The sequence below is a fragment of the Vibrio sp. 10N.222.51.C5 genome (genome assembly GCF_041474575.1).
Classification (GTDB): Bacteria; Pseudomonadota; Gammaproteobacteria; order Enterobacterales; family Vibrionaceae; genus Vibrio; species Vibrio crassostreae_C.
Genome location: NZ_JBFRUJ010000015.1, coordinates 1 through 21,111, shown reverse-complemented (window position 1 = coordinate 21,111; position 21,111 = coordinate 1). Strand labels below are relative to the sequence as shown.

Below are 21,111 nucleotides of genomic sequence, written 5' to 3'. Positions count from 1 at the left end.
TAACTGTCTCAAACCAGCGCGATCGACTAACGTTATAGGGGTAACTTTACGACAAACGCACTAAAGACGGAGCAGGACTTAAAATGTATTGGCGTGTTTATTGCTTTGTAGAGGGTATATGATTATGCGAAGTACAAAATGTCCTACGTACGATCAGAATAAAGAAAATCAATTGGGTGCAGTATGTCTGAGATAAAAGAATTCCAAGAACACTACGAAAAAACAGAATCAGCTTGGCCAATAGGTGTCCAAAGAATAGAGAAAGAGATCAAAACTGGCATTTGGGTAGCAACTCAATGGGAACTCATCGGTTTTGAATTATCACCTGAACATGAAACCCCAGACGTATGTTTGCTTCAGTTGCACAAAGACGAGCGTACAGACTATCGTTTCAACCTAAGCTCTCAGCAACCTAAGCTTTTCTTAGTGATGGATAATGTCGATTCAGGCGTTAAGCCCGTCATTCAGTTACTTACAGCATCACAAACCGTTGCAGGGCAATACATGGACGGTGACAACCAAGTCCTTTCATACGACATTCCGTTACCTGTACAAGCTTGGATGGAAGCGTTCATCGGTCGTCATGGTGAGTTATTAGAAGCAAGACGTAAGAAACGTAAAGGCGCGGGTCGATCAAATGGCAACTAACTTTTTTAGCCGTTGGTCTCAACGAAAGCTTGATGAATCAACCGACCAACCTTTAGAAGCGCAACAAACGCTTGAGGAAACTGAGCTTACTTCCGCAAAGACTTCGTCTGCTGCTTCATCTATAGACGCAGAAACATCGGAGTCATTAGAACGTGGAACTTTGGAAAAAGAGTCTCCAGAACACGCTGTCGATTCTCAAACTATTGACTCTCAGGAGATAGCATCAGAAACGACTGAAGACTTGTCTGTTGCTCAATTATTGGTGTCAGAAGCTTCAGAAAGCGTAAAAAAAGCGGCATTGCGTAAATTATTCCTCTCAGAAGAATTCAACGTTCGTGATGGTTTAGATGATTACGACGACGATTACAGTAATTTGAAGTCTCTTTCTGAAGGGGTTGCGGAAACCTTGCGTGATTGGGTTAAAGACAAAACGGAAGAAGAAACTGCGCCAGAAGAAGAGCAAATCATTGATAATAAAGACGAAGGTGAAGTTTTAGAAAATTCTGAAAGCGATCTTGAGGTATCTGATAATAAACTTGAAACGTCAGAAAGTGCCGAAATAACCGAACAAGAAAAAGAACTGTATAAAAACACAGTGTCGGATAATAACGCTACAATGTCAGACGAAGCAGACCTGAAAGAGGTGGGACAAAATATACCACACAAAGAATAGGTACATTTTGACTAAACACTCAATGAACCGCTTGCGACAAAATGTCCCAAGCGGTTTTTTTATACGCACAATAAACGTTATATAGGATTAAATCACTGAAATATAAGGCATATTAAATTGGCATGGCATTTGCAAAATAACGTTCATTATCAACTTTTTTGTAGATAGACGAGTTCACGGTCTGACGAACGACACACTGGCTAAAGGGTTAGTTGTTAACGGATTACTCAGCAAGTTCTCTCTCGCTTACTACAATAAAGGTTGAACAGATTATCCATGTCCAAAGATGGAACTGAGCAATGCTTAAACAATTATTAGAACAAGCAAATTCAAATAACGCTAAAGCAAGACTGTATGCATTTGAAAATACAGTTGAGTTAACAAATCTGATTCCACCTACTGTTAGCTACGAAAGCGGCGGTAATACACTTGTTATTGGTCCAACTGCGATCATTGAAAGTGCTGCGGCTCAATTACCTCAGTTAACAAGCCTAACACTGCTTTCGACAGATGGTGTGAAGGCAACGAATACTGAGTCAGAGCTTTACTACGCAAATGCTGTTCAGGTTTCAGGGTTCCTTGGTACGTTCGAAGTTCTAATCGAAAACAAAGGCCTAACCAATAACCTTGCAAAAGTAGCAATCAATCATGACTGTTTTGATGTGGTTTTGGACTTATGTCTGAATAGCTGCATGACTGAAGAAGTGCCTGTTCCTGGTTATTACCCAGTAGGTCGAGGCTATCCAAAACTGGCTGAAGCGTTAGAAGAAATTCCTACGTTAATGGGCACGTTTGATAAGCCTAAGTTCTTCCGTTTGGACACAGACCTATGTGCACACAGTTCTCGTGGTGTTAAAGGTTGTGAGCGTTGTGTTGATGCTTGTCCTGCTGGTGCACTTTCAAGTGAAGGCTCAGATAAGACGGGTCATAAGATCGAGATTAACCCTTACCTATGTCAAGGCGTGGGTACGTGTGCAACGAGCTGTCCGACAGAAGCTATCTCTTACGCATTACCTAACCCTGACGATACTCAAAAATTCATTGAACGTACGCTAGCTAACTACGAGCAAGCGGGTGGTCTGGATCCAATCGTACTTATCTGTAGCTCACGTCATGAGACTTACAACGTGATGGCTCTTAAAGCGCTACCAGATAACGTGATTCCAATTGTCGTAGAAGAACTGCCATCTATTGGTATCGATACTTGGTTTGCAGCTTTAGTTAATGGCGCAACTCAGGTTCTGTTTGCCGCATCTCGCTTTATGCCAGAAACGATCATTCGAGTTCTGAATAACGAAGTAGGGATCGCACAAGAACTGCTAGACCAAATCGGTATTCCAAAAGAAACCATCGATATTCTGTACTTAGAATCTCTACGTGAAGGTCCTCCAACACTTTGTGTGGATTCATTCGACCTTGCACTTGGCGATCTTCAAGGCAACAAGCGCCAACGTCTATTTACAGCACTTGATGCGATGTCTTCAGCTCGTATTCCTGTTGAAAATATTGTTGAGCTTCCGTCAAACGCACCTTACGGCAACGTTTCGTGTGAAAGCAAAGATTGTACTTTGTGTATGAGTTGTGTGGCTGTGTGTCCGACACGTGCGCTTCATACCGACGGCGCGTCTCCATCACTTAAGTTTGTAGAACAAGACTGTATTCAATGTGGCTTGTGTGAAAAAGCATGTCCTGAAAATGTTCTGACTCTAACGCCTCGCATGAATTGGGTTAAAGAAGAGCGTCAGAAGGCTGTTGTAATTCATGAAGAGAAAGCAGCGGAATGTATTCGTTGTCATAAGCCATTCGCACCTCAGTCTATGATTGACATGTTACAGAACAAGTTACGCGGTCACTCTCACTTTTCAGATGAAGCAGCGATTAATCGTATTGCTATGTGTGAAGACTGCCGTGTGGTGGATATGTTCGATTCAATGGCTCAAGACCCATTGAAACAATTGAAATACTAGGAGTTAGCCTTGGAAACGAATTTGGATCAGGCACAAGAACAGACACTAAGAACTGAGATCTATTTGGTTCTATCCGCACTGTTTCGCAGCGCACCTTCTGAAGAGGTGATCGACTTTCTAAAAACACTCGATATTGAAGCGTCTGAAAGCGCAATGCAAAAGGCTTGGATTGCCATTCAACAAGCGGCAACAGAATCAAACCGTGAAGCTCTTGAAGACGAATATCAAGATTTGTTCATCGGTATTGGGCGTGGAGAAGTCGTTCCATTTGGTTCTTGGCATCGCACTGGCGCCATGATGGAAAAACCATTGGCAGAGATTCGTCATGACTTAGAGCTTTTAGGCATTGAGCGTGACGATCAAGTGAAAGAGCCGGAAGATCATATCGCAGCACTGTGTGAAGTGATGGCGATGCTAACGGCTGAAGAAGAAGCACTGCAACAGGCGGTATTCAATAAGCACCTTGGCCCTTGGTTTAACTCTTTCACGCGTCAGCTTGAAGGGGCAGAAAGCGCGAACTTCTACAAATCGGCCGCTCAACTGTGTGAAGCATTCTTAACGTTAGAACAAGTGCGTTTTAGCGTGAATACAAAAAGCAGTAAGCACAAATTAAAGATTGATGTGAAAAACGTCACTGATTACGAGTAATCGAGCAGTACGCGATTATATCGATAGAGGGGCATTAAGCCTCCAAAAAAAGATCTACCGTAAGGTAAGGAAGCAATGATGAAAGATAATAAAGATATAAATACAAGCCGTAGGGATCTACTCAAAGGCTTGACGACTGCAGCCGTTGCTGGTGCCGTTGTCGCTGGTACAACTAAAGTGGCAACCGCTTCAGAAACTGTTGAAATTTCGAAAGAAGACGTGAAGAAGACAGGGTATCGTGAGACGCAACACATTCGCGATTACTACGACACACTTTAGGAGATAACGGATGAAACTTGTCAAACGCTCCGATAGTGTGAGCAAAGAAACCAATCAGCTAGGTGTGTCTCGACGTGCCTTCATGAAAAACACTTCATTAGCTGCTGGTGGCGCAGTGGTAGGCGCAAGTCTATTTGCACCAGGTATGATGAAGAAAGCACAGGCTAAATCAGTCGATCCAGAAGCGAAAACAGAAGTGAAACGTACTATCTGTTCTCACTGTTCTGTGGGTTGTGGTATCTACGCTGAAGTTCAAAATGGCGTATGGACAGGTCAAGAGCCTGCATTCGATCACCCATTCAACGCTGGTGGACACTGTGCGAAAGGTGCAGCACTTCGTGAGCACGGCCACGGTGAACGTCGTCTTAAGTACCCAATGAAATTGGAAGGCGGTAAGTGGAAGAAGCTTTCTTGGGAACAAGCGATTGAAGAGATCGGTAACAAAGCGCTAGAACTTCGTAAAGAGTCTGGCCCTGATTCAGTTTACTTCCTAGGTAGTGCGAAACACAGTAACGAGCAAGCTTATGCATTCCGTAAGATGGCTTCGCTTTGGGGCACCAACAACGTTGACCACCAAGCACGTATTTGTCACTCAACCACAGTAGCCGGTGTTGCGAACACTTGGGGTTACGGTGCAATGACAAACTCGTTCAATGACATGCACAACTGTAAATCGATGCTGTTCATTGGTTCGAACCCAGCAGAAGCTCACCCGGTTGCGATGCAGCACATCTTAATCGCGAAAGAGAAGAACAACTGTAAGATCGTTGTTGCGGATCCTCGTCGTACGCGTACTGCTGCGAAATCTGATCACTATGTTTCTCTTCGCCCAGGTTCAGACGTTGCGTTTATCTGGGGTGTGTTATGGCATGTCTTTGCTAACCAATGGGAAGACCAAGAGTTCATCCGCCAACGTGTATTCGGCATGGACGAGATCCGTGAAGAAGTCGCGAAGTGGAGCCCAGCTGAAGTTGAGCGCGTTACTGGCGTAAGTGAACAAGACGTTTACCACACAGCAAAACTGCTTTCTGAAAACCGTCCGGGTTGTATCGTTTGGTGTATGGGTGGTACTCAACACACGACGGGTAACAACAACACACGTGCTTACTGTGTACTTGAGCTTGCGCTAGGTAACATCGGCAAGTCAGGTGGCGGTGCAAACATTTTCCGTGGTCACGATAACGTACAAGGCGCAACCGACCTTGGCGTACTGTCAGACACACTTCCAGGCTACTACGGCTTGTCTGAAGGTTCTTGGCGTCACTGGTCAAAAGTTTGGGATATCGACTTTGACTGGGTGAAAGGCCGTTTCGACGACAACGCATACGGCGGTCAAAAACCAATGAACAGTGCAGGTATTCCTGTATCTCGTTGGGTTGATGGCGTACTTGAAGACAAAGACAAGATTCGCCAACGCGAAAACATCCGTGCCATGTTCTACTGGGGTCACGCAGTGAACTCTCAGACTCGTGGTCCAGAGATGAAGAAGGCGATGCAGAAGCTGGATATGATGGTTATCGTTGACCCATACCCAACAGTCGCGGCAGTAATGAACGATCGCACCGACGGCGTTTACTTGCTTCCAGCAACCACTCAATTTGAAACCTACGGCAGTGTAACGGCGTCAAACCGTTCTCTACAGTGGCGTGATAAGGTTGTTGATCCTCTGTTCGAATCTAAGCCTGACCACGAAATCATGTACCTTCTTTCTAAGAAGCTTGGTTTCTCTGATCAACTGTTCAAAAACATCCGTGTTGAGAACAATCAACCATTGATTGAAGACATCACTCGTGAATTCAACAAAGGTATGTGGACGATCGGCTATACAGGTCAAAGCCCAGAGCGTTTGAAAGAACACCAACAAAACTGGCACACGTTCCACAAAACCACGCTTGCTGCAGAAGGCGGCCCAGCGAATGGCGAGACTTACGGTCTGCCTTGGCCATGTTGGGGCAACCCAGAAATGAAACACCCAGGTACGCATATCCTTTACGATACGTCTAAACCAGTTGCTGAGGGCGGCGGTAACTTCCGTACTCGTTTCGGTGTCGAATTTGAAGGTCAAAGCCTATTGGCTGAAGACAGCTACTCAAAAGGCAGCGAAATCAAAGATGGTTACCCAGAGTTCAGTGACAAACTGCTGAAACAACTGGGGTGGTGGGACGACCTAACAGCAGAAGAAAAAGCCTCTGCTGAAGGTAAAAACTGGAAGACTGACGTTTCTGGTGGCATCCAACGTGTGGCTATCAAGCATGGTTGTATCCCGTTTGGTAATGCGAAAGCGCGTGCGATTGTTTGGACATTCCCAGACCGCGTACCTCTACACCGTGAGCCACTTTACACGCCACGTCGTGATCTTGTTGCTGATTACCCAACATGGGATGACAAAGAGGCGATCTTCCGTGTACCTACGCTTTACAAGTCGATTCAAGAGCAAGACAAATCTGGTGAATACCCGATTATCCTGACTTCTGGTCGTCTGGTTGAGTACGAAGGTGGTGGTGAAGAGACACGTTCTAACCCTTGGCTAGCAGAACTTCAACAAGAGATGTTCGTTGAAGTGAACCCGAAAGACGCGAACGACATCGGCTTTAAAGACGGTGATGATGTTTGGGTTGAGGGTGCTGAGAAGGGCCGAATTAAGGTGAAAGCGATGGTTACACGTCGTGTGAAACCGGGGCTGGCATTCATCCCATTCCACTTCGGTGGTAAGTTCCAAGGCGAAGATTTGCGTTCTAAATACCCAGAAGGCACTGATCCTTACGTTATTGGTGAAGCTGCTAACACAGCAACCACATACGGTTACGACCCTGTCACGTTGATGCAGGAAACGAAAGTAACCCTTTGTAATATTCGTAAAGCGTAAGGAGTCTTAAAATGGCTAGAATGAAATTTCTTTGTGACACCAAGCGTTGTATCGAATGTAACGGTTGTGTCACTGCATGTAAGAATGAAAATGATGATGCTCTGGAATGGGGTATTCAACGTCGTCGCGTTGTGACATTGAACGATGGCGAACCGGGTGAAAACTCTATCTCAGTAGCGTGTATGCACTGTACTGATGCGCCTTGTATGGCAGTTTGTCCTGCAGACTGTTTTGAACATACAGAAGACGGCATCGTACTTCACAATAAAGATCTTTGTATCGGTTGTGGTTACTGCTTGTTTGCTTGTCCGTTTGGCGCACCTCAATTCCCTAAACAGGAAGCGTTTGGTGAGCGCGGTAAGATGGACAAATGTACCTTCTGTGCTGGCGGCCCAGAAACAGAGCCAGGTTCTGTTGAGGAGCGTCAAAAGTACGGTGCGAACCGTATTGCAGAAGGCAAACTGCCAATGTGTGCTTCGCTTTGTTCAACCAAAGCACTGCTAGCGGGTGACGCAGAGAAAGTTTCTGATGTTTTCCGTCAGCGTGTAGTTGAACGTGGTGCGAAAGGTGCTGGTTGGACAGACGGCAACGACCTTTCTTACGATGCGACTAAGAGCTAAGTAGGAGAGACATATGCTTACAATGTTTAAGCGTCTCTTCCTTGTTGTGCTGCCTATGTTGGCAGCACTAACAATGCTTTCTCCTATGAGTCATGCATCTGAGACGAACTCATCACAAACTCAATCGAGCTCTGCTCAACGAGAAATCACTCAACTTGCTGGTGCCGATTTTTGGCGACAAGTAAGAAATGGTGAAGAAGGTTACACCACATCTCAATCGGCTGAACACGGTGTGTTAATCAGTACTCCAGGTCAGACGTGGTACATATTGAAAGAGAAGTGGATGTCACCAGCCGGTGCCGTCGCTATCTTTGGCAGTATTGCTTTCGTGACTTTGATGTACGTTGTGATTGGACCGCTAATGCTAAGCGCACCAAGAACAGGTCGTAAGATCAAACGTTGGTCTCGACTTGATCGTGCATTGCACTGGAGCATGGCGTTTACCTTCTTAACACTGGCATTCAGTGGTTTGATGTTGGTTTACGGTAAACACTTCTTGAAACCTTATATCCCAACGGATCTATGGGGCTTCATTGTTCTACTGGCTAAGCAATACCACAACTACATCGGACCGATTTTCTATGTGCTGTTGATGGCTGTTCTGATCAAGTGGTGGCGCAAGTCTATCTTTAAGATGGTCGATATCCAGTGGTTCATGAAACTGGGTGGCATGGTAGGGAAACATAAAGGTTCTCACCCATCTGCAGAGTTCTCGAACGCGGGTGAAAAAGCACTGTTCTGGCTATTGATTGTTATGGGTAGTGTGGCTGCGATCAGTGGCTTGGTTTTAGACTTCCCAATCTTCGGTCAAACGCGTCGAGATATGGAGCTTTCAAACCTAGTCCATATGTTAGCTGCTTTGATCCTTATCTGTGGTTTCGTGTTCCACATCTACATCGGCTTGTTCGGTATGGAAGGGGCACTAGAAGGCATGGTAACAGGCGAAGTTGATGAGACTTGGGCTAAAGAGCACCATGACCTTTGGTACAAAGAAGTGATGGAACAAGAGAAAAACGGCGTTGAGCAAAGCGCTAACGCAGCAACAGAGAAAACGGAAGGGGTGAATAAGAATGAACAAACCTCATAAAGGTATTTGGGTCGCTTACATACTAAGCTGCTTTACACCATTTACTTGCCTTCTCTCTGGTGTGGTTGCCATCATCTACGCGGGCTATCGTTTAGATAAAGGCGAAGACGGGGAAGTAGTGGATACCCATTACTACGGACTGATTCGCTCGTTCTTCTTGAACCTGACGTTCTTCGTGGTGCTTATCGTAACGGTAGCGACCTCTAATGGCGTGTTAATCGGTGTGAACGATTACTGGTATCAAAACCATATTATCGATGACATCGCTTACTACATTCCATATGTAGGCATGTTGTTCGGTGGTGTTGCGATTGTGGTTTGGTTTATCCGTATGTATCAAGGCATGCAGCGTTTAAGTCAAAACCTACCGCAAAGCCCGTCGACAGGGCCAAACCTCTAACGCTAACACGTTAACGACATATCTAAAGAAAGCCCAGTGATTCAAATTCACTGGGCTTTTTGTTTTTAGGCTATGGAACAGTAAATTGTTGTCAGCCGCTCTCTGTATCAGAACCTACTTATTGGCCGCTTCAATATGGTGCAACTCCCTTATTTGGTGCAATTGTCGTGGTTGTTTTTTCAATTTTTAATAACCATAAAAGTGCACGTAAATATTTAGACCCTAATAATCAACGACTTAAAATTAAAATCTGTTGCACGAAAATTACCCTTAACACTTGGAACACATCTTGCGTTTACTGTTGAGTCTTTAATTAATTACAACATTGAATCGCACGATATCAGTGCAAATCAGATAAAGCGAAGGAGAATGCTTTAATGAGTGAAACGGTGACTCAAGTTCATAGTGCAGTACAAACCCTTACCCAAAGTTCAGATACTTTATTCCTACTACTTGGCGCAATCATGGTCTTCCTGATGCATGCAGGCTTTGCTTTTCTCGAAGTCGGTACCGTGCGAAAGAAAAACCAAGTAAACGCGCTGGTTAAAATCCTTTCCGACTTTGGTGTCTCCGCCATCGCTTATTTCTTTATCGGTTACTGGGTTGCTTACGGTGCACACTTTTTTGCCGATGCTGAAACGCTCTCACAAGGTAATGGTTACGAACTGGTTAAGTTCTTCTTCCTAATGACCTTCGCAGCCGCAATTCCTGCGATTGTTTCTGGTGGTATCGCAGAGCGTGCACGTTTCTATCCAATTTTGATCGCAACGTTATTTACCGTTGGTTTCATCTACCCATTTTTCGAAGGCATCATTTGGAACGGTAACTTTGGTTTCCAAGATTGGCTAGAAGGCCTGTTTGGCTATGGTTTCCATGACTTCGCAGGCTCGGTAGTGGTTCACGGTGTCGGCGGTTGGATTGCATTGGTTGCGGTTTACTTCTTAGGGATGCGTAAAGGTCGCATCCGCGCGGGTAAGCACACTAACTTCGCACCATCGAACATTCCATTTTTAGCACTAGGTTCTTGGATCTTATGTGTGGGTTGGTTTGGCTTTAACGTGATGTCTGCACAAGCAATCAACGGCATCAGCGGCCTAGTGGCGATGAACTCACTGATGGCAATGGTTGGCGGTATTCTTGCGGCGCTTGTTGCTGGTAAGAATGACCCGGGCTTTATCCATAATGGTCCTTTGGCTGGCTTAGTAGCAATTTGTGCAGGTTCAGACTTAATGCACCCATTAGGCGCTTTGGTGACAGGCGGTGTGGCAGGCGCGTTGTTCGTTTACTTGTTCACGTACATGCAAAACAAAACACAGATTGATGATGTATTGGGTGTATGGCCTCTGCATGGTGTATGTGGCGCTTGGGGTGGCATTGCAGCGGGTATCTTCGGTTCGCAAACATTCTGGGGCTTAGGCGGTGTGAGCTTTGCTTCTCAAGTGGTTGGTACACTGGCGGGTATTGCTGTTGCTCTGATTGGTGCTTTGATTGTTTACGGCGTGCTCAGCAAGCTAACTGGCCTACGTTTAAGTGAAGAAGATGAGTTCAACGGTGCGGATCTTTCAATCCATAAGATCTCATCTATCAACGAAGACTAACGTCGTTCACTTTGATGGGTTTAGGCTCATCAAGTAGGCATCAGTTAAACAGAACTAAGCGGCTTCGGTCGCTTTTTTTGTTTCAGTGAAAAGCAAAACGGAGAGTTTGCGTAACAACGGCAGCACCCATCAAGCGAGTTATGTCACAAATAGCCAATGAATTCAGTTGCCTAAGACTATGGTCTAATCCCTAAAACTATTGTTGGAATTTGAACAGTGCTAAGCTGTTACAAAGTGACATATTGAAAAGGACGTTGTATGCATTTCCCATATCGAAATATCGTAATTCTTACTGGCGCTGGCATCTCTGCGGAGTCGGGGATACAAACATTCCGAGCACAAGACGGGCTATGGGAAAACCATAAAATCGAAGATGTCGCCACTCCAGAAGGGTTTGCTAAAGATCCCGACTTGGTTCAAGCATTCTATAACAAGCGTCGCCATGGTTTACAAGGTGAGGGCATTCATCCAAACTCAGCCCACAAGGCGCTAGGTGAGCTTGAAGACAAACTTGATGGTAAAGTAACAATCATCACTCAGAACATCGACAACCTGCACGAGAGAGGCGGTAGTAACAACATTATCCACATGCACGGTGAACTTCTAAAAGCACGTTGCAGTGAATCGAATCAAGTTATCGAATATAAAGGTGATATTGAAACTGGTGAACTTTGTCACTGTTGTCAAATTCCAGCGCAAATGCGTCCTCATATTGTGTGGTTTGGCGAAATGCCATTAAGAATGGGTGACATCTATTCAGCACTCGAAGAAGCCGATCTCTTTATCTCTATCGGAACTTCAGGTGTTGTTTATCCAGCTGCAGGCTTTGTTCATGATGCAAAAATGCATGGTGCGCACACAATAGAGATCAATCTAGAACCAAGCGCGGTTGAAAGTGAGTTTGAAGAGAAACGTTACGGTAAGGCGAGTATCGAGGTACCTAAACTAGTCGGGGAATTGTTATGTTCAGAGAAAGGTTCTTTAACGGCCTAAGCCTTGTCTTTGATAAAGCACATCAGTTTCTGAATCTGAAAAAAATAAAGCGGCTTACGCCGCTTTATTTACTTAACTGATTAACTAACAATAACTTAGTTGTTCACTTTAAGTTTTTGGAAGTACTCGTCATAAATGACGCTCGCTTCACCAACTTCATCTTGCCATACACCGTTATCCATCACTGCTTGTGGTGGGAAAACGTTCTTGTCTTCAGCAAATTCTTTTGGAAGAAGAGGGTAAGCGGTTTTTACTGGAGTCGGGTAGCCGATCTCTAGAGCAATTTTCGCTGCGTTCTCTGGGCGAAGAAGGAAATCGATCATCTTATGAGCCGCTTCGATGTTCTTAGCACCAGATGGAATCGCTAGGCTGTCCATCCAGAAGATAGCGCCTTTCTCCGGCCAGATAATGTCAATCGTTGCACCTTCTTGGCGTGCCATGTAAGCAGAGCCATTCCAAAGCATACCAAGTGACACTTCACCCGCTAGGTAAGGGTTCGCAGGGAAGTCTGAGTTAAATACCAATACGTTTGGCATCAGCTTACGAAGTTCTTCGTACGCTTCTTTGATTTCTTCTGGGTTGGTTGTGTTTGGAGAGTAACCCAGTTTAGATAAAGCGATATGGAAAACCTCACGAGAGTCATCCATCATCATCAACTGACCTTCCCACTGTGTATCCCACAGGTCGCCCCAGTTTTTCACTGAAGACTTGTCTAGCATATCTGAGTTGATACCAATGCCCGTTGCACCCCAAATGTATGGGATTGAGTAGTTGTTGCTTGGGTCAAATGGCTTATCTAAGTAATTTGGATCCAAATCAGCAAAGTGGCTTAGCTTAGTTTTATCAAGCTCTTGAAGCATGCCTTCTTTACGCATCTTAGAAACGAAGTAAGTAGAAGGAACCACTAAGTCATAACCCGTACCTTGAGTTTTTAACTTAGCGTACATGCTTTCGTTAGACTCATAAGTAGAGTAATAAACCTTAATGCCCGTCTCTTTTGTGAAGTCTTCTAATACTTCATTTGGGATATATTCAGACCAGTTGTAAAAATACAGTTCTTGGTCAGCTGCGAAAGAGGGTGTAGAAAGTAAAGTAGCAGCACACAATGCGCCGGTATACAGTGTTTTTTTCATTACTGTTCCGTTCATTTGTTTGATTTGAAGTTGGGTAGTGAGCCCAAAGTAAAAGGATTCCTAAAAATCGCGGTATATTATAGCAGCGATATAATAAAATAGGCAGCCTAAGCTGCCTATTCATTGATATTCTTATTTTTAACTTGTTGATTATCTAGCTAGGCTTGTGAAGTAAACCTATTACTTAGTCGCCATTAGATAATAAGCTAAGTTACTGACCTGCTTTAAGTTTCATGAAGTAATCTTCGTACTTCACTGTCTTGTCGCCAACTGCAGCTTGCCATTCAACACGGTCAAGGTCTTCTTGAGACGGGAACAGAGCAGGGCTGTCTTTGAACTTCTCGTTAGACGCTTTAACTGCCGTTAGGTAGCCAGTATCGCGAGAAATCTGCTCAGCAATTTCAGGGCGAAGTAGGAAGTCGATCATCTTATGAGCCGCTTCTACGTTTACCGCACCAGAACTGATTGCAAAGTTATCAACCCAACCGATACCGCCTTCTTTAGGGAAAACCAATTTGATTGGTAGACCTTCGTTTTGCGCAGCGGCAGCAGAACCGTTCCACAGCATACCAAGTCCAACTTCACCAGACATATATGGCGCGCCTGGGTTATCTGAGTTAAATACTAGAACGTTTGGCATCAGCTTTTGTAGCTCAGCGTACGCTTCGTCGATCTCTTTCTCGTTTGTTGTGTTACCAGAGTAACCTAACTTACGCAGTGCGATGTGGAACACTTCACGAGTGTCATCCATCATCATTAGTTGACCTTCAAGCTCAGGCTTCCATAGATCAGCCCAGCTTTGGAAATCTTCTGGATCGTACATGTCAGTGTTAACAGCAAGACCTGTGATCGCAACTACGTGTGGAATAGAGTAGTCGTTACTTGGGTCGTACGGCTTATCTAGGTAGTTAGTATCTAGATTCTTGAAGTTGTTCAGCTTAGTTTTGTCGATCTTTTGTAGCATACCTTCGTCACGCATCTTAGATACGAAGTAAGTCGACGGCACAACTAGGTCGTAGCCTTTGTTGTGTGTTTTTAGCTTTGCGTACAGGGTTTCGTTCGACTCGTAAGTCGAGTAGATAACCTTGATACCAGTTTCATCAGTGAACTGTTCTAGAATCTCACTGTTGATGTAAGGTCCCCAGTTCATGAATACCAATTCTTTGTTATCTTTTGCAAATGATGGTGCAGATAACATTGAAAGCGCACATGCACTACCAGCTAATAGAGTAGCCCATTTTTTCATTGACGTTAGCTCCAAACTAAACGTTGCCCGAAGGCAGTAGATAGAAAAACAGAATGGCAATTTACCATTCTGTTTATGATTAACACTTTTTTGAACTTGAAGTAGCTTAACTTCTTACCAAGCCTGTCTCTTTATAGAGTAGGAGACTTACTTGATTTTTTCTCTCGCTAATAACTGAGAAATGATCACCAGTATTAATGACACCACTAACATCACTGTTGCTAGGGCGTTTACCTCAGGAGAGATACCCACTTTAACCATTGAGTAAATCTTCAGGGGTAAGATTTCATACGTTGGACCGGTTACGAAAGAACTGATGATCACATCGTCCAGAGACAGAGTGAAGCTCAATAACCAACCCGCAGCAACCGCTGGCTTAGCAAGTGGTAAGATGATCTGTTTTAGGATCGTCCATTCGCTCGCACCTAAGTCTTTTGCTGCTTCTAACATCTTCACATCAAAGCCATTCAAGCGACTGTAAACCGTTACCACAACGAACGGTAGACAGAAGGTAATGTGAGCAGCAAGTAGGGTAAAGAACCCAAGTTGTACACCCATTACTAAGAACAGAGCCAGTAACGAAATTGCCATTACGATATCTGGTGACATCATTACAATGAACAACATGCCATTTACGATGCCTTTACCTTTAAATTGATAACGGAATAGGGCTACTGCTGTAAGGCTACCGACAATCGTTGCGGCTGTTGCTGAGAACACCGCTACGTTGATCGAGTGCCACGCAGCCTGCATTAGGCTGTCGTTGTTAATAAGCGCGTCATACCATTTAGTCGTGAAGCCACCCCATTTCATACCAAACTTATTGGCATTAAACGAGTTAGCAATCAATACGATAATAGGTAGGTATAGAAAGGCGTATACCAGCGCCATAAAGCTGAACTTAACTGTGCGACCCATTAGTCTAGCTCCACTTTCTTATTCAATAACTTACCTGCTCGGTAGTAGGCATACAGCATCACAGCCATTGCCATGGTCAGTGCGATACTCGTCGCTGCACCAAACGGCCAGTCTCGAGCGTTGAGCACTTGGCTCTTAATCACGTTACCAATCAATAGGTTCTTAGCTCCGCCTAATAGGTCAGAGATGTAGAACATACCTAACGCTGGCAGTAGTACTAATAAACAACCGCCGATAATGCCCGGCATTGTTAGGGGCAGTACAACTTTCAATAGCGTTTGCAGTTTGTTCGCACCTAAATCTTTAGCCGCTTCTAAATACGTATCATCCAGTTTCTCAATCGCTGAATACAGCGGCAGAATCATAAACGGAAGTAGGATGTACACTAAACCGATCATTACTGCGGTTTCTGAGTACATGATACGTAGCGGTTTATCAATGATATCTAGCGCTAACAAACTTTTGTTCAAGACACCTTGCGTACCCAGTACAATCTTCAATCCATAAGTACGAATCAAAGAGTTAGTCCAAAATGGGACAATCACTAGGAACAACATGATTGGACGCCACTTCGCAGGCATTTTTGCCACGATGTAAGCGAACGGGTAACCAATAATTAAACAAAGTAGGGTTGCGACAATTGCCATATAGAAAGAGTGCATCAACACTTTAAAATACAGCGGGTCAGCCAAACGCACGTAGTTATCGAGGGTGAAGGTCATCTCGATCAAGTTCGCTTCATCACGAGTTAAGAAGCTAGTACCGATGATCATGATGTTTGGAATCATCACGAACAGCACTAACCAACCTGTGATTAAAGCAACAATTGCGTTTTGTAAATTAAACTTCTTGCTCATCTTCTAATACCACTTCCCAGCTCTCAACCCAAGTTACTGCAACTTTTTGGCCCAGTGAGTGATCAACATCAGGGTCATCTTCGTTGAAGAATTCGCTAACCATGACACGCATACCAGATTCAAGTTCTACGACTGAATCTAATGTCATGCCTTTATAGGTTCGCTCGACAATATGGCCAACAATACCGCGTTGCTCTGACTCTTTAATTTCTTCGATTCGAAGATCTTCAGGGCGAAGCAATACTTGCAGTTTTTGACCCGGTGTTACGTCTTTATCGTGATAGATAATGGACTCTTCACCTTCGATTGTCGCAACAATGCGTTTTTCATCTTGACGAGATTTCGCTGTCGCTTCGAATACGTTAATTTCACCAATGAAACGCGCTACAAATAGGTTCTTAGGCTCTTCGTAGATCTCTCTTGGTGTTCCGTCTTGTTCAATCACGCCATCACGCATAACAATAATACGGTCAGACATAGACAGCGCCTCTTCTTGGTCATGCGTTACAAAAATGAACGTGATACCAAGTTGGCGTTGTAATTGTTTCAGCTCGATTTGCATCTGTTTACGTAGTTTGTAATCCAGAGCAGATAGAGATTCATCCAACAAAAGAACTTTAGGCTTATTAACGACAGCACGAGCGATTGCGATACGTTGCTGTTGACCACCAGATAGCTGGTGTGGCTTTCGTTGTGCCATTTGTTCTAGGCGCACCATTTTCAAAGCATCCATTACACGAGGTTCAATCTCGCTGTTTGGAACTTTCTGCATGCGTAAGCCAAATGCCACATTGTCGAAAACGGTCATATGCGGGAATAGGGCATAGCTTTGGAATACAGTGTTTACATGCCTTTGTTCAGCAGGAACTTGGGTTACGTTTTGTTCAGCTAATAGTATTTGACCACTATCTGCCGTTTCAAAACCCGCAATCATTCTTAGCACGGTTGTTTTACCACAACCTGATGGGCCTAAAATCGTGAGAAACTCACCATGATTTACGTTTAAATCCAGATTGCCGATGACTTCCTTACCATCGAAACTTTTACTGATGCCAGTTAGCTGTACTACTGGCTTTCCTACTGATTTTTTAGCGTTCAACGTCTGTTTTTCTCCACCTTGGTTCTATTTGAGACCTGTTGCTATACACCTTTAAGGCGCGCATCATAATCACCAAAAACGTGAATTCAAAGCATTTTTTACCTTTCGAAGATAAAAAATTTCGCAGGTAAAAGTAAACATCCTTTACCATACTGTTATTTACTGGGTCTACACCCTAACAAGTGTCTAATTATTAACCATTAAGACGCAAAAGCAAGCCTTGTTACAGATTCATATTTTAGTTTGTATCCGACATATGAGTATAATGAAGGTAATTTTTTATCAATAAGTTAGGTGGCTTCGCTTAATCGGCACACCTAGGTATCAATATGAACAACGACATCGAAAAAGATTTTAATTTGGGCGGTAGTATCAACCGTGCACTTTCTGGCGATTATGAGCTCAAAGCAACGGCTGTATTCCAAGAAGCTTGGAAACATACGATAAGTCACTTTCTTTCGTTTTCCCCAGCGATTATTGCTTTGATGTTTGTGCAGCTCGCTATCTTTTATATCGCACTAAAACTACAGCTTGGTGATCCTGCGGTTATCTTGGATGCGGTTATCGACCCAGAGTCGTTCACGCCACAAATCGTTGAATCGATTTTTATTGCGAACTTTAGCTATGAAGTGATCAGTGCACCTATCTATGCTGGTATCTGTTTAATGGCCATGAGCCACGCTGCTGGTCTACAAACCAAAGTACGCCACATTGGTAAAGGTTTGCAGTTTACGGTTCCCGTTATCCTAGTGACTTTATTTAGCCTAATGCTTCAAGGCATCGCAGGTATGATTCTGCCGTTCTTGTCTATCTACTTCTCACTGGCGTTCAGCCATTCGATTCTGCTGATTTGTGATAAGAAAGTGCCGCCAATGCAATCGCTGCTGCTTTCTCTGCGTGCTGTCAACAAAAAAATCTTCACCGTTGCTTCTATCTACCTATTAGTAATGCTGATGTTCATCGTCGCGGCAATGATGTACGGCATTGGCTTAATCTTCGTTCTTCCGTTCTTCTTCCACGTGAAAGGAATCCTTTACCGTGAAATGTTTGGCATCAAGTTGAAACTGATTGCTTCAGATCGTCCAAAGAGCGATGACGACCACAACGGTAGCAACAATAAAGACCCACAGGTATTCGATGCATAACAACTCTAAATTAAGCGCAAGTAAATCACTTGCGCTAAAAGTGACGGCACTGGCTCTTGTTGGCTCTATTTCACTAATTGGTCCTTATATTTACCAAGAAGAGGAGCGTCGACGTACGACAGAGCAGAGCGCCAATTCCACTGACCAATTTGGTGACTTGACGGTTTCTTCGAGCACACCAAACTTTGCGGCCATCGAAGATGTGAACGAGAAAAAGGACACCTTCTTTTCGTTCCTACGTCCAAGTATCAATATCGAAAACAAACGTATCACCAAAGAACGCGCGTTTTTAACTAAGCTCTCTGAGTCCGGTTTAAGCAGTATTGATTCTGAAGACGCGTCTTATGCGAAAAGGTTAGGGAAGTTATACAGCTTGCCTGTACCTAGTGAAGGTTTAGATCAAGTATGGCTGACAGAGATGCTTAACCGCGTGAATGTGCTGCCAGAGGCACTTGTACTGACACAAGCTGCGAATGAGTCGGCTTGGGGAACATCGCGTTTCGCCACCAAAGCGAACAACTATTTTGGACATTGGTGTTATACCAAAGGTTGTGGCCTTGTTCCGCTACAACGTAACGAAGGTAGCTCGCATGAAGTCGCCACATTCTCTTCAAGCCAAGAATCCGTACATCGTTACTTCATGAACCTTAATCGTAATCGTGCTTACGCCGATCTAAGAGCGATTCGTGCAAAACTTGCTGCCCAAGGTGATGATCTTTTAACAACCGCAACGGCGACAGAGCTCACCAATGGCTTGTTAAAATATTCTGAGCGAGGTTCCGACTATGTGACTGATTTACAAGCTATGATCCGTCACAACGAGGTATACTGGAAAAAGTAACTCATTTTGATACCAACTTGGTTGCCTTCGATAGTCGGCTTATACCAAGTAATATCACAAAAAGAGCAGCTCATTGGCTGCTCTTTCTATTTATAAACGCTCAACTTCGACAAGATTATAATAATGAAAAAGACAGCACTCGCTTTATTAGCCTCATTAAGCCTTGGGGTTTCTCTTCCTGCTACAGCGCAAGAATACATGTTCACGTATTCTAAGCTTTATACTCAGCTGAAAAACAACACCAAAGAAGGGCATGATGATGTCAAAGTTGCGGTCTTCTTTGTTGATCAACAAGCTCAGCAAACCTGTCACATCAGCAAAGCTTGGATGGAAAAAGAAGAGCACTACGAAGAGCTAAAAGTCTCTCCAGCCAATGAACTGCTTCTACCGGTAGATCAAAACCTTCGTTCAGCAAACCCTCTTATCTTTGTACAAACTCAAGAACAAGAATGTGCGTATTCTTTGGTCGTGATGACTCAAGAGCCTTTAGTTGGAACTGTTGAAGTTACACAGATAGAAAATCTATTGCCACAGATGCAGGCGATGCTTGAAGACGTCAGCGGTATGTTCTCTGGTTGGTTCACGCCAGATATCCAAGGGTTAACGCTAGAGTTCGCTAATAAGCTGGAAGGCAACATCGAGCTTTCAAATGGCAAGCAACTACCAATCAAAGAAGGACGTGCGAAATTCACCTTAGAAGAACTGAATGGAAGTGACAGCATCACGTTGCCAGAACCAACAGTTCGCGTATTGCCGTACATTCCCGCGCAATAATTTTTAACAGAATCATTGTTAGTGAAGTAAAAGCTTAGCGAAATCATCCCCCTAAGTTTTTGCGACATATCTTAAAGCAGCCTCATCGAATAAGATCAGGCTGCTTTTCTTTATCTATGATACCAACCGAGAGCTTGTGAAGCCGCGTTTCTCTGCCGTTTAGGCGCTTATCGAACAATAAAAGCAGAATCTTTCTATTACTCAGCTTGTTTATCCGGCCGTTACTATTTCAACATCAAATAAAAATCCGTATAATCCACGCCCTAAAACAGTCCCACTAGCAATCTACAGTCGGTAATACGACGGTGTGAGAGTCGCAATGAACCAAAACGATAATAGAAAAGAAACACTTGAATTCAACAAACTTCAGAAACGTCTGAGAAGAAATGTTGGAAATGCCATCATCGACTACAACATGATCGAAGAGAATGACGTAGTAATGGCATGTATTAGTGGCGGTAAAGATTCATTTGCGATGTTAGATATTTTGCTACGTTTACGTGAAGCAGCACCGATCAAATTTGATGTTGTGGCAGTAAACCTAGATCAAAAACAACCTGGGTTCCCTGAACACATTCTTCCTGAGTACTTTGAAACGCTGAACATTCCTTACTACATCGTAGATAAAGACACGTATTCAGTGGTTAAAGAGAAAGTGCCAGAAGGTAAAACAACGTGTGGCCTATGTTCTCGTCTTCGTCGTGGTACTTTGTACTCATTCGCAGAGAAGATTGGTGCAACTAAGATCGCTCTGGGTCACCACCTAGACGACATCGTTGAGACCATGTTCCTAAACATGTTCCACGGTGCGCGCTTAAAGGCTATGCCACCAAAGCTTCGTTCAGATGATGGTCGTAACGTTGTTATTCGTCCACTGACTTACTGTCGTGAAACGGACCTAATCAAATACGCAGAACATAAAGAGTTCCCAATCATTCCTTGTAACCTATGTGGCTCTCAAGAGAATCTACAGCGTCAGAACATTAAAGCGATGCTAATTGATTGGGATAAGAAAACGCCAGGTCGTGTTGAGAAGATCTTTAAGTCAATCCAGAACGTAAGTCCAAGCCAACTGGCTGACCGCGAGCTGTTTGACTTCGTGAACCTTCCACTAGACCGTAGTGAAGACCGCAAAGCGTACGAATTCGAAGAAGCTGAAATTTCATCTTCTAACATCGATGAGTCAATGTTCATCGACGTAACGAACGTATAATAAGAATAATCGTTGTAGAGCAATAGATGCGCCTACAACAGACAAACAAAAACGCCTCAAGCAATGCTTGAGGCGTTTTTTTATAAGTTGTCCCGTCCTGAAATGT

At 44.0% G+C, this 21,111-nt stretch carries 20 protein-coding genes; 15 read left to right on the top strand and 5 right to left on the bottom strand.

The window, feature by feature from the left end:
• Nucleotides 1-183 precede the first annotated feature (183 nt).
• From AB4558_RS05170 to cobB, 11 genes are all read left to right on the top strand, one after another.
• On the top strand, nucleotides 184-648 hold the full coding sequence (locus AB4558_RS05170) for a DUF3305 domain-containing protein (protein ID WP_017070541.1): 465 nt from the start codon (nucleotides 184-186) through the stop codon (nucleotides 646-648).
• The gene (locus AB4558_RS05165) at nucleotides 638-1,321 is read left to right on the top strand and encodes a DUF3306 domain-containing protein (protein WP_372055929.1); all 684 of its coding nucleotides are present in this window, start codon (nucleotides 638-640) and stop codon (nucleotides 1,319-1,321) included. The genes AB4558_RS05170 and AB4558_RS05165 overlap by 11 nt, the downstream gene beginning before the upstream one ends.
• 299 nt (nucleotides 1,322-1,620) lie before the next feature.
• Entirely contained in the window at nucleotides 1,621-3,288 is a 1,668-nt protein-coding gene (locus AB4558_RS05160; protein ID WP_372074968.1) for a 4Fe-4S dicluster domain-containing protein, read from the top strand.
• 9 nt (nucleotides 3,289-3,297) lie between these two features.
• Nucleotides 3,298-3,936 carry a molecular chaperone gene (locus AB4558_RS05155; protein ID WP_017059621.1) on the top strand — a complete coding sequence of 213 codons (639 nt, stop codon included), beginning with the start codon at nucleotides 3,298-3,300 and terminating at the stop codon, nucleotides 3,934-3,936.
• Nucleotides 3,937-4,014: 78 nt separating this feature from the next.
• Nucleotides 4,015-4,215: a twin-arginine translocation signal domain-containing protein gene (locus tag AB4558_RS05150; RefSeq protein WP_008217926.1), complete on the top strand. Its 201-nt coding sequence runs from the start codon at nucleotides 4,015-4,017 to the stop codon at nucleotides 4,213-4,215.
• Between the two features lie 10 nt (nucleotides 4,216-4,225).
• Nucleotides 4,226-7,081 carry a formate dehydrogenase subunit alpha gene (locus tag AB4558_RS05145; protein ID WP_372055933.1) on the top strand — a complete coding sequence of 952 codons (2,856 nt, stop codon included), beginning with the start codon at nucleotides 4,226-4,228 and terminating at the stop codon, nucleotides 7,079-7,081.
• Nucleotides 7,082-7,092: 11 nt separating this feature from the next.
• Nucleotides 7,093-7,701 (top strand): formate dehydrogenase FDH3 subunit beta, encoded by a 609-nt coding sequence (gene fdh3B, locus AB4558_RS05140; RefSeq protein ID WP_004742271.1) that lies wholly within the window; start codon nucleotides 7,093-7,095, stop codon nucleotides 7,699-7,701.
• Nucleotides 7,702-7,714: 13 nt separating this feature from the next.
• Nucleotides 7,715-8,788 (top strand): formate dehydrogenase subunit gamma, encoded by a 1,074-nt coding sequence (locus tag AB4558_RS05135; RefSeq protein WP_012603931.1) that lies wholly within the window; start codon nucleotides 7,715-7,717, stop codon nucleotides 8,786-8,788.
• Nucleotides 8,772-9,188, top strand: a complete 417-nt coding sequence (locus AB4558_RS05130; RefSeq protein ID WP_055318798.1) for a hypothetical protein — start codon at nucleotides 8,772-8,774, stop codon at nucleotides 9,186-9,188. Before AB4558_RS05135 ends, AB4558_RS05130 begins: the two co-directional genes overlap by 17 nt.
• Nucleotides 9,189-9,565: 377 nt before the next feature.
• Nucleotides 9,566-10,786, top strand: a complete 1,221-nt coding sequence (locus tag AB4558_RS05125) for an ammonium transporter (protein ID WP_108020685.1) — start codon at nucleotides 9,566-9,568, stop codon at nucleotides 10,784-10,786.
• Nucleotides 10,787-11,044: 258 nt separating this feature from the next.
• A complete protein-coding gene (gene cobB, locus AB4558_RS05120; protein WP_102431930.1) occupies nucleotides 11,045-11,779 on the top strand; it encodes a Sir2 family NAD+-dependent deacetylase in 735 nt (244 codons plus the stop codon).
• A 95-nt stretch (nucleotides 11,780-11,874) separates the two neighbouring features.
• Here the strand turns inward: cobB and AB4558_RS05115 are convergent, their stop codons facing one another.
• From AB4558_RS05115 to potA, 5 genes are all read right to left on the bottom strand, one after another.
• Nucleotides 11,875-12,912, bottom strand: coding sequence for an extracellular solute-binding protein (locus AB4558_RS05115; protein WP_048665032.1), 1,038 nt, complete (start codon nucleotides 12,910-12,912; stop codon nucleotides 11,875-11,877).
• Between the two features lie 211 nt (nucleotides 12,913-13,123).
• The gene (locus AB4558_RS05110) at nucleotides 13,124-14,158 is read right to left on the bottom strand and encodes an extracellular solute-binding protein (RefSeq protein ID WP_017059628.1); all 1,035 of its coding nucleotides are present in this window, start codon (nucleotides 14,156-14,158) and stop codon (nucleotides 13,124-13,126) included.
• A 147-nt stretch (nucleotides 14,159-14,305) separates the two neighbouring features.
• Nucleotides 14,306-15,076, bottom strand: a complete 771-nt coding sequence (gene potC, locus AB4558_RS05105) for a spermidine/putrescine ABC transporter permease PotC (RefSeq protein WP_004733706.1) — start codon at nucleotides 15,074-15,076, stop codon at nucleotides 14,306-14,308.
• Complete coding sequence (gene potB / locus AB4558_RS05100; protein ID WP_017059630.1) at nucleotides 15,076-15,933, bottom strand: spermidine/putrescine ABC transporter permease PotB; 858 nt, start codon at nucleotides 15,931-15,933, stop codon at nucleotides 15,076-15,078. Before potB ends, potC begins: the two co-directional genes overlap by 1 nt.
• Nucleotides 15,917-17,032 (bottom strand): spermidine/putrescine ABC transporter ATP-binding protein PotA, encoded by a 1,116-nt coding sequence (potA, locus tag AB4558_RS05095; protein ID WP_017059631.1) that lies wholly within the window; start codon nucleotides 17,030-17,032, stop codon nucleotides 15,917-15,919. Before potA ends, potB begins: the two co-directional genes overlap by 17 nt.
• 329 nt (nucleotides 17,033-17,361) lie before the next feature.
• Here potA and AB4558_RS05090 point away from each other — a divergent pair, with 329 nt between their 5' ends.
• From AB4558_RS05090 to ttcA, 4 genes are all read left to right on the top strand, one after another.
• Nucleotides 17,362-18,177: a membrane protein gene (locus AB4558_RS05090; RefSeq protein WP_017063864.1), complete on the top strand. Its 816-nt coding sequence runs from the start codon at nucleotides 17,362-17,364 to the stop codon at nucleotides 18,175-18,177.
• A complete protein-coding gene (locus AB4558_RS05085; RefSeq protein ID WP_372074967.1) occupies nucleotides 18,170-19,018 on the top strand; it encodes a glucosaminidase domain-containing protein in 849 nt (282 codons plus the stop codon). The genes AB4558_RS05090 and AB4558_RS05085 overlap by 8 nt, the downstream gene beginning before the upstream one ends.
• A 123-nt stretch (nucleotides 19,019-19,141) precedes the next feature.
• Entirely contained in the window at nucleotides 19,142-19,792 is a 651-nt protein-coding gene (locus AB4558_RS05080) for a DUF2987 domain-containing protein (RefSeq protein WP_372074966.1), read from the top strand.
• Between the two features lie 319 nt (nucleotides 19,793-20,111).
• Nucleotides 20,112-21,005, top strand: coding sequence for a tRNA 2-thiocytidine(32) synthetase TtcA (ttcA, locus tag AB4558_RS05075; RefSeq protein WP_017059635.1), 894 nt, complete (start codon nucleotides 20,112-20,114; stop codon nucleotides 21,003-21,005).
• Nucleotides 21,006-21,111 lie beyond the last annotated feature (106 nt).

Coding starts and splice junctions, on each gene's coding strand:
- AB4558_RS05170 (WP_017070541.1), top strand. CDS start 184: ATGTCTGAGATAAAAGAATTCCAAGAACACTACGAAAAAACAGAATCA.
- AB4558_RS05165 (WP_372055929.1), top strand. CDS start 638: ATGGCAACTAACTTTTTTAGCCGTTGGTCTCAACGAAAGCTTGATGAA.
- AB4558_RS05160 (WP_372074968.1), top strand. CDS start 1,621: ATGCTTAAACAATTATTAGAACAAGCAAATTCAAATAACGCTAAAGCA.
- AB4558_RS05150 (WP_008217926.1), top strand. CDS start 4,015: ATGAAAGATAATAAAGATATAAATACAAGCCGTAGGGATCTACTCAAA.
- AB4558_RS05145 (WP_372055933.1), top strand. CDS start 4,226: ATGAAACTTGTCAAACGCTCCGATAGTGTGAGCAAAGAAACCAATCAG.
- fdh3B (WP_004742271.1), top strand. CDS start 7,093: ATGGCTAGAATGAAATTTCTTTGTGACACCAAGCGTTGTATCGAATGT.
- AB4558_RS05135 (WP_012603931.1), top strand. CDS start 7,715: ATGCTTACAATGTTTAAGCGTCTCTTCCTTGTTGTGCTGCCTATGTTG.
- AB4558_RS05130 (WP_055318798.1), top strand. CDS start 8,772: ATGAACAAACCTCATAAAGGTATTTGGGTCGCTTACATACTAAGCTGC.
- AB4558_RS05125 (WP_108020685.1), top strand. CDS start 9,566: ATGAGTGAAACGGTGACTCAAGTTCATAGTGCAGTACAAACCCTTACC.
- cobB (WP_102431930.1), top strand. CDS start 11,045: ATGCATTTCCCATATCGAAATATCGTAATTCTTACTGGCGCTGGCATC.
- AB4558_RS05115 (WP_048665032.1), bottom strand. CDS start 12,912: ATGAAAAAAACACTGTATACCGGCGCATTGTGTGCTGCTACTTTACTT.
- AB4558_RS05110 (WP_017059628.1), bottom strand. CDS start 14,158: ATGAAAAAATGGGCTACTCTATTAGCTGGTAGTGCATGTGCGCTTTCA.
- potC (WP_004733706.1), bottom strand. CDS start 15,076: ATGGGTCGCACAGTTAAGTTCAGCTTTATGGCGCTGGTATACGCCTTT.
- potB (WP_017059630.1), bottom strand. CDS start 15,933: ATGAGCAAGAAGTTTAATTTACAAAACGCAATTGTTGCTTTAATCACA.
- AB4558_RS05090 (WP_017063864.1), top strand. CDS start 17,362: ATGAACAACGACATCGAAAAAGATTTTAATTTGGGCGGTAGTATCAAC.
- AB4558_RS05085 (WP_372074967.1), top strand. CDS start 18,170: ATGCATAACAACTCTAAATTAAGCGCAAGTAAATCACTTGCGCTAAAA.
- AB4558_RS05080 (WP_372074966.1), top strand. CDS start 19,142: ATGAAAAAGACAGCACTCGCTTTATTAGCCTCATTAAGCCTTGGGGTT.
- ttcA (WP_017059635.1), top strand. CDS start 20,112: ATGAACCAAAACGATAATAGAAAAGAAACACTTGAATTCAACAAACTT.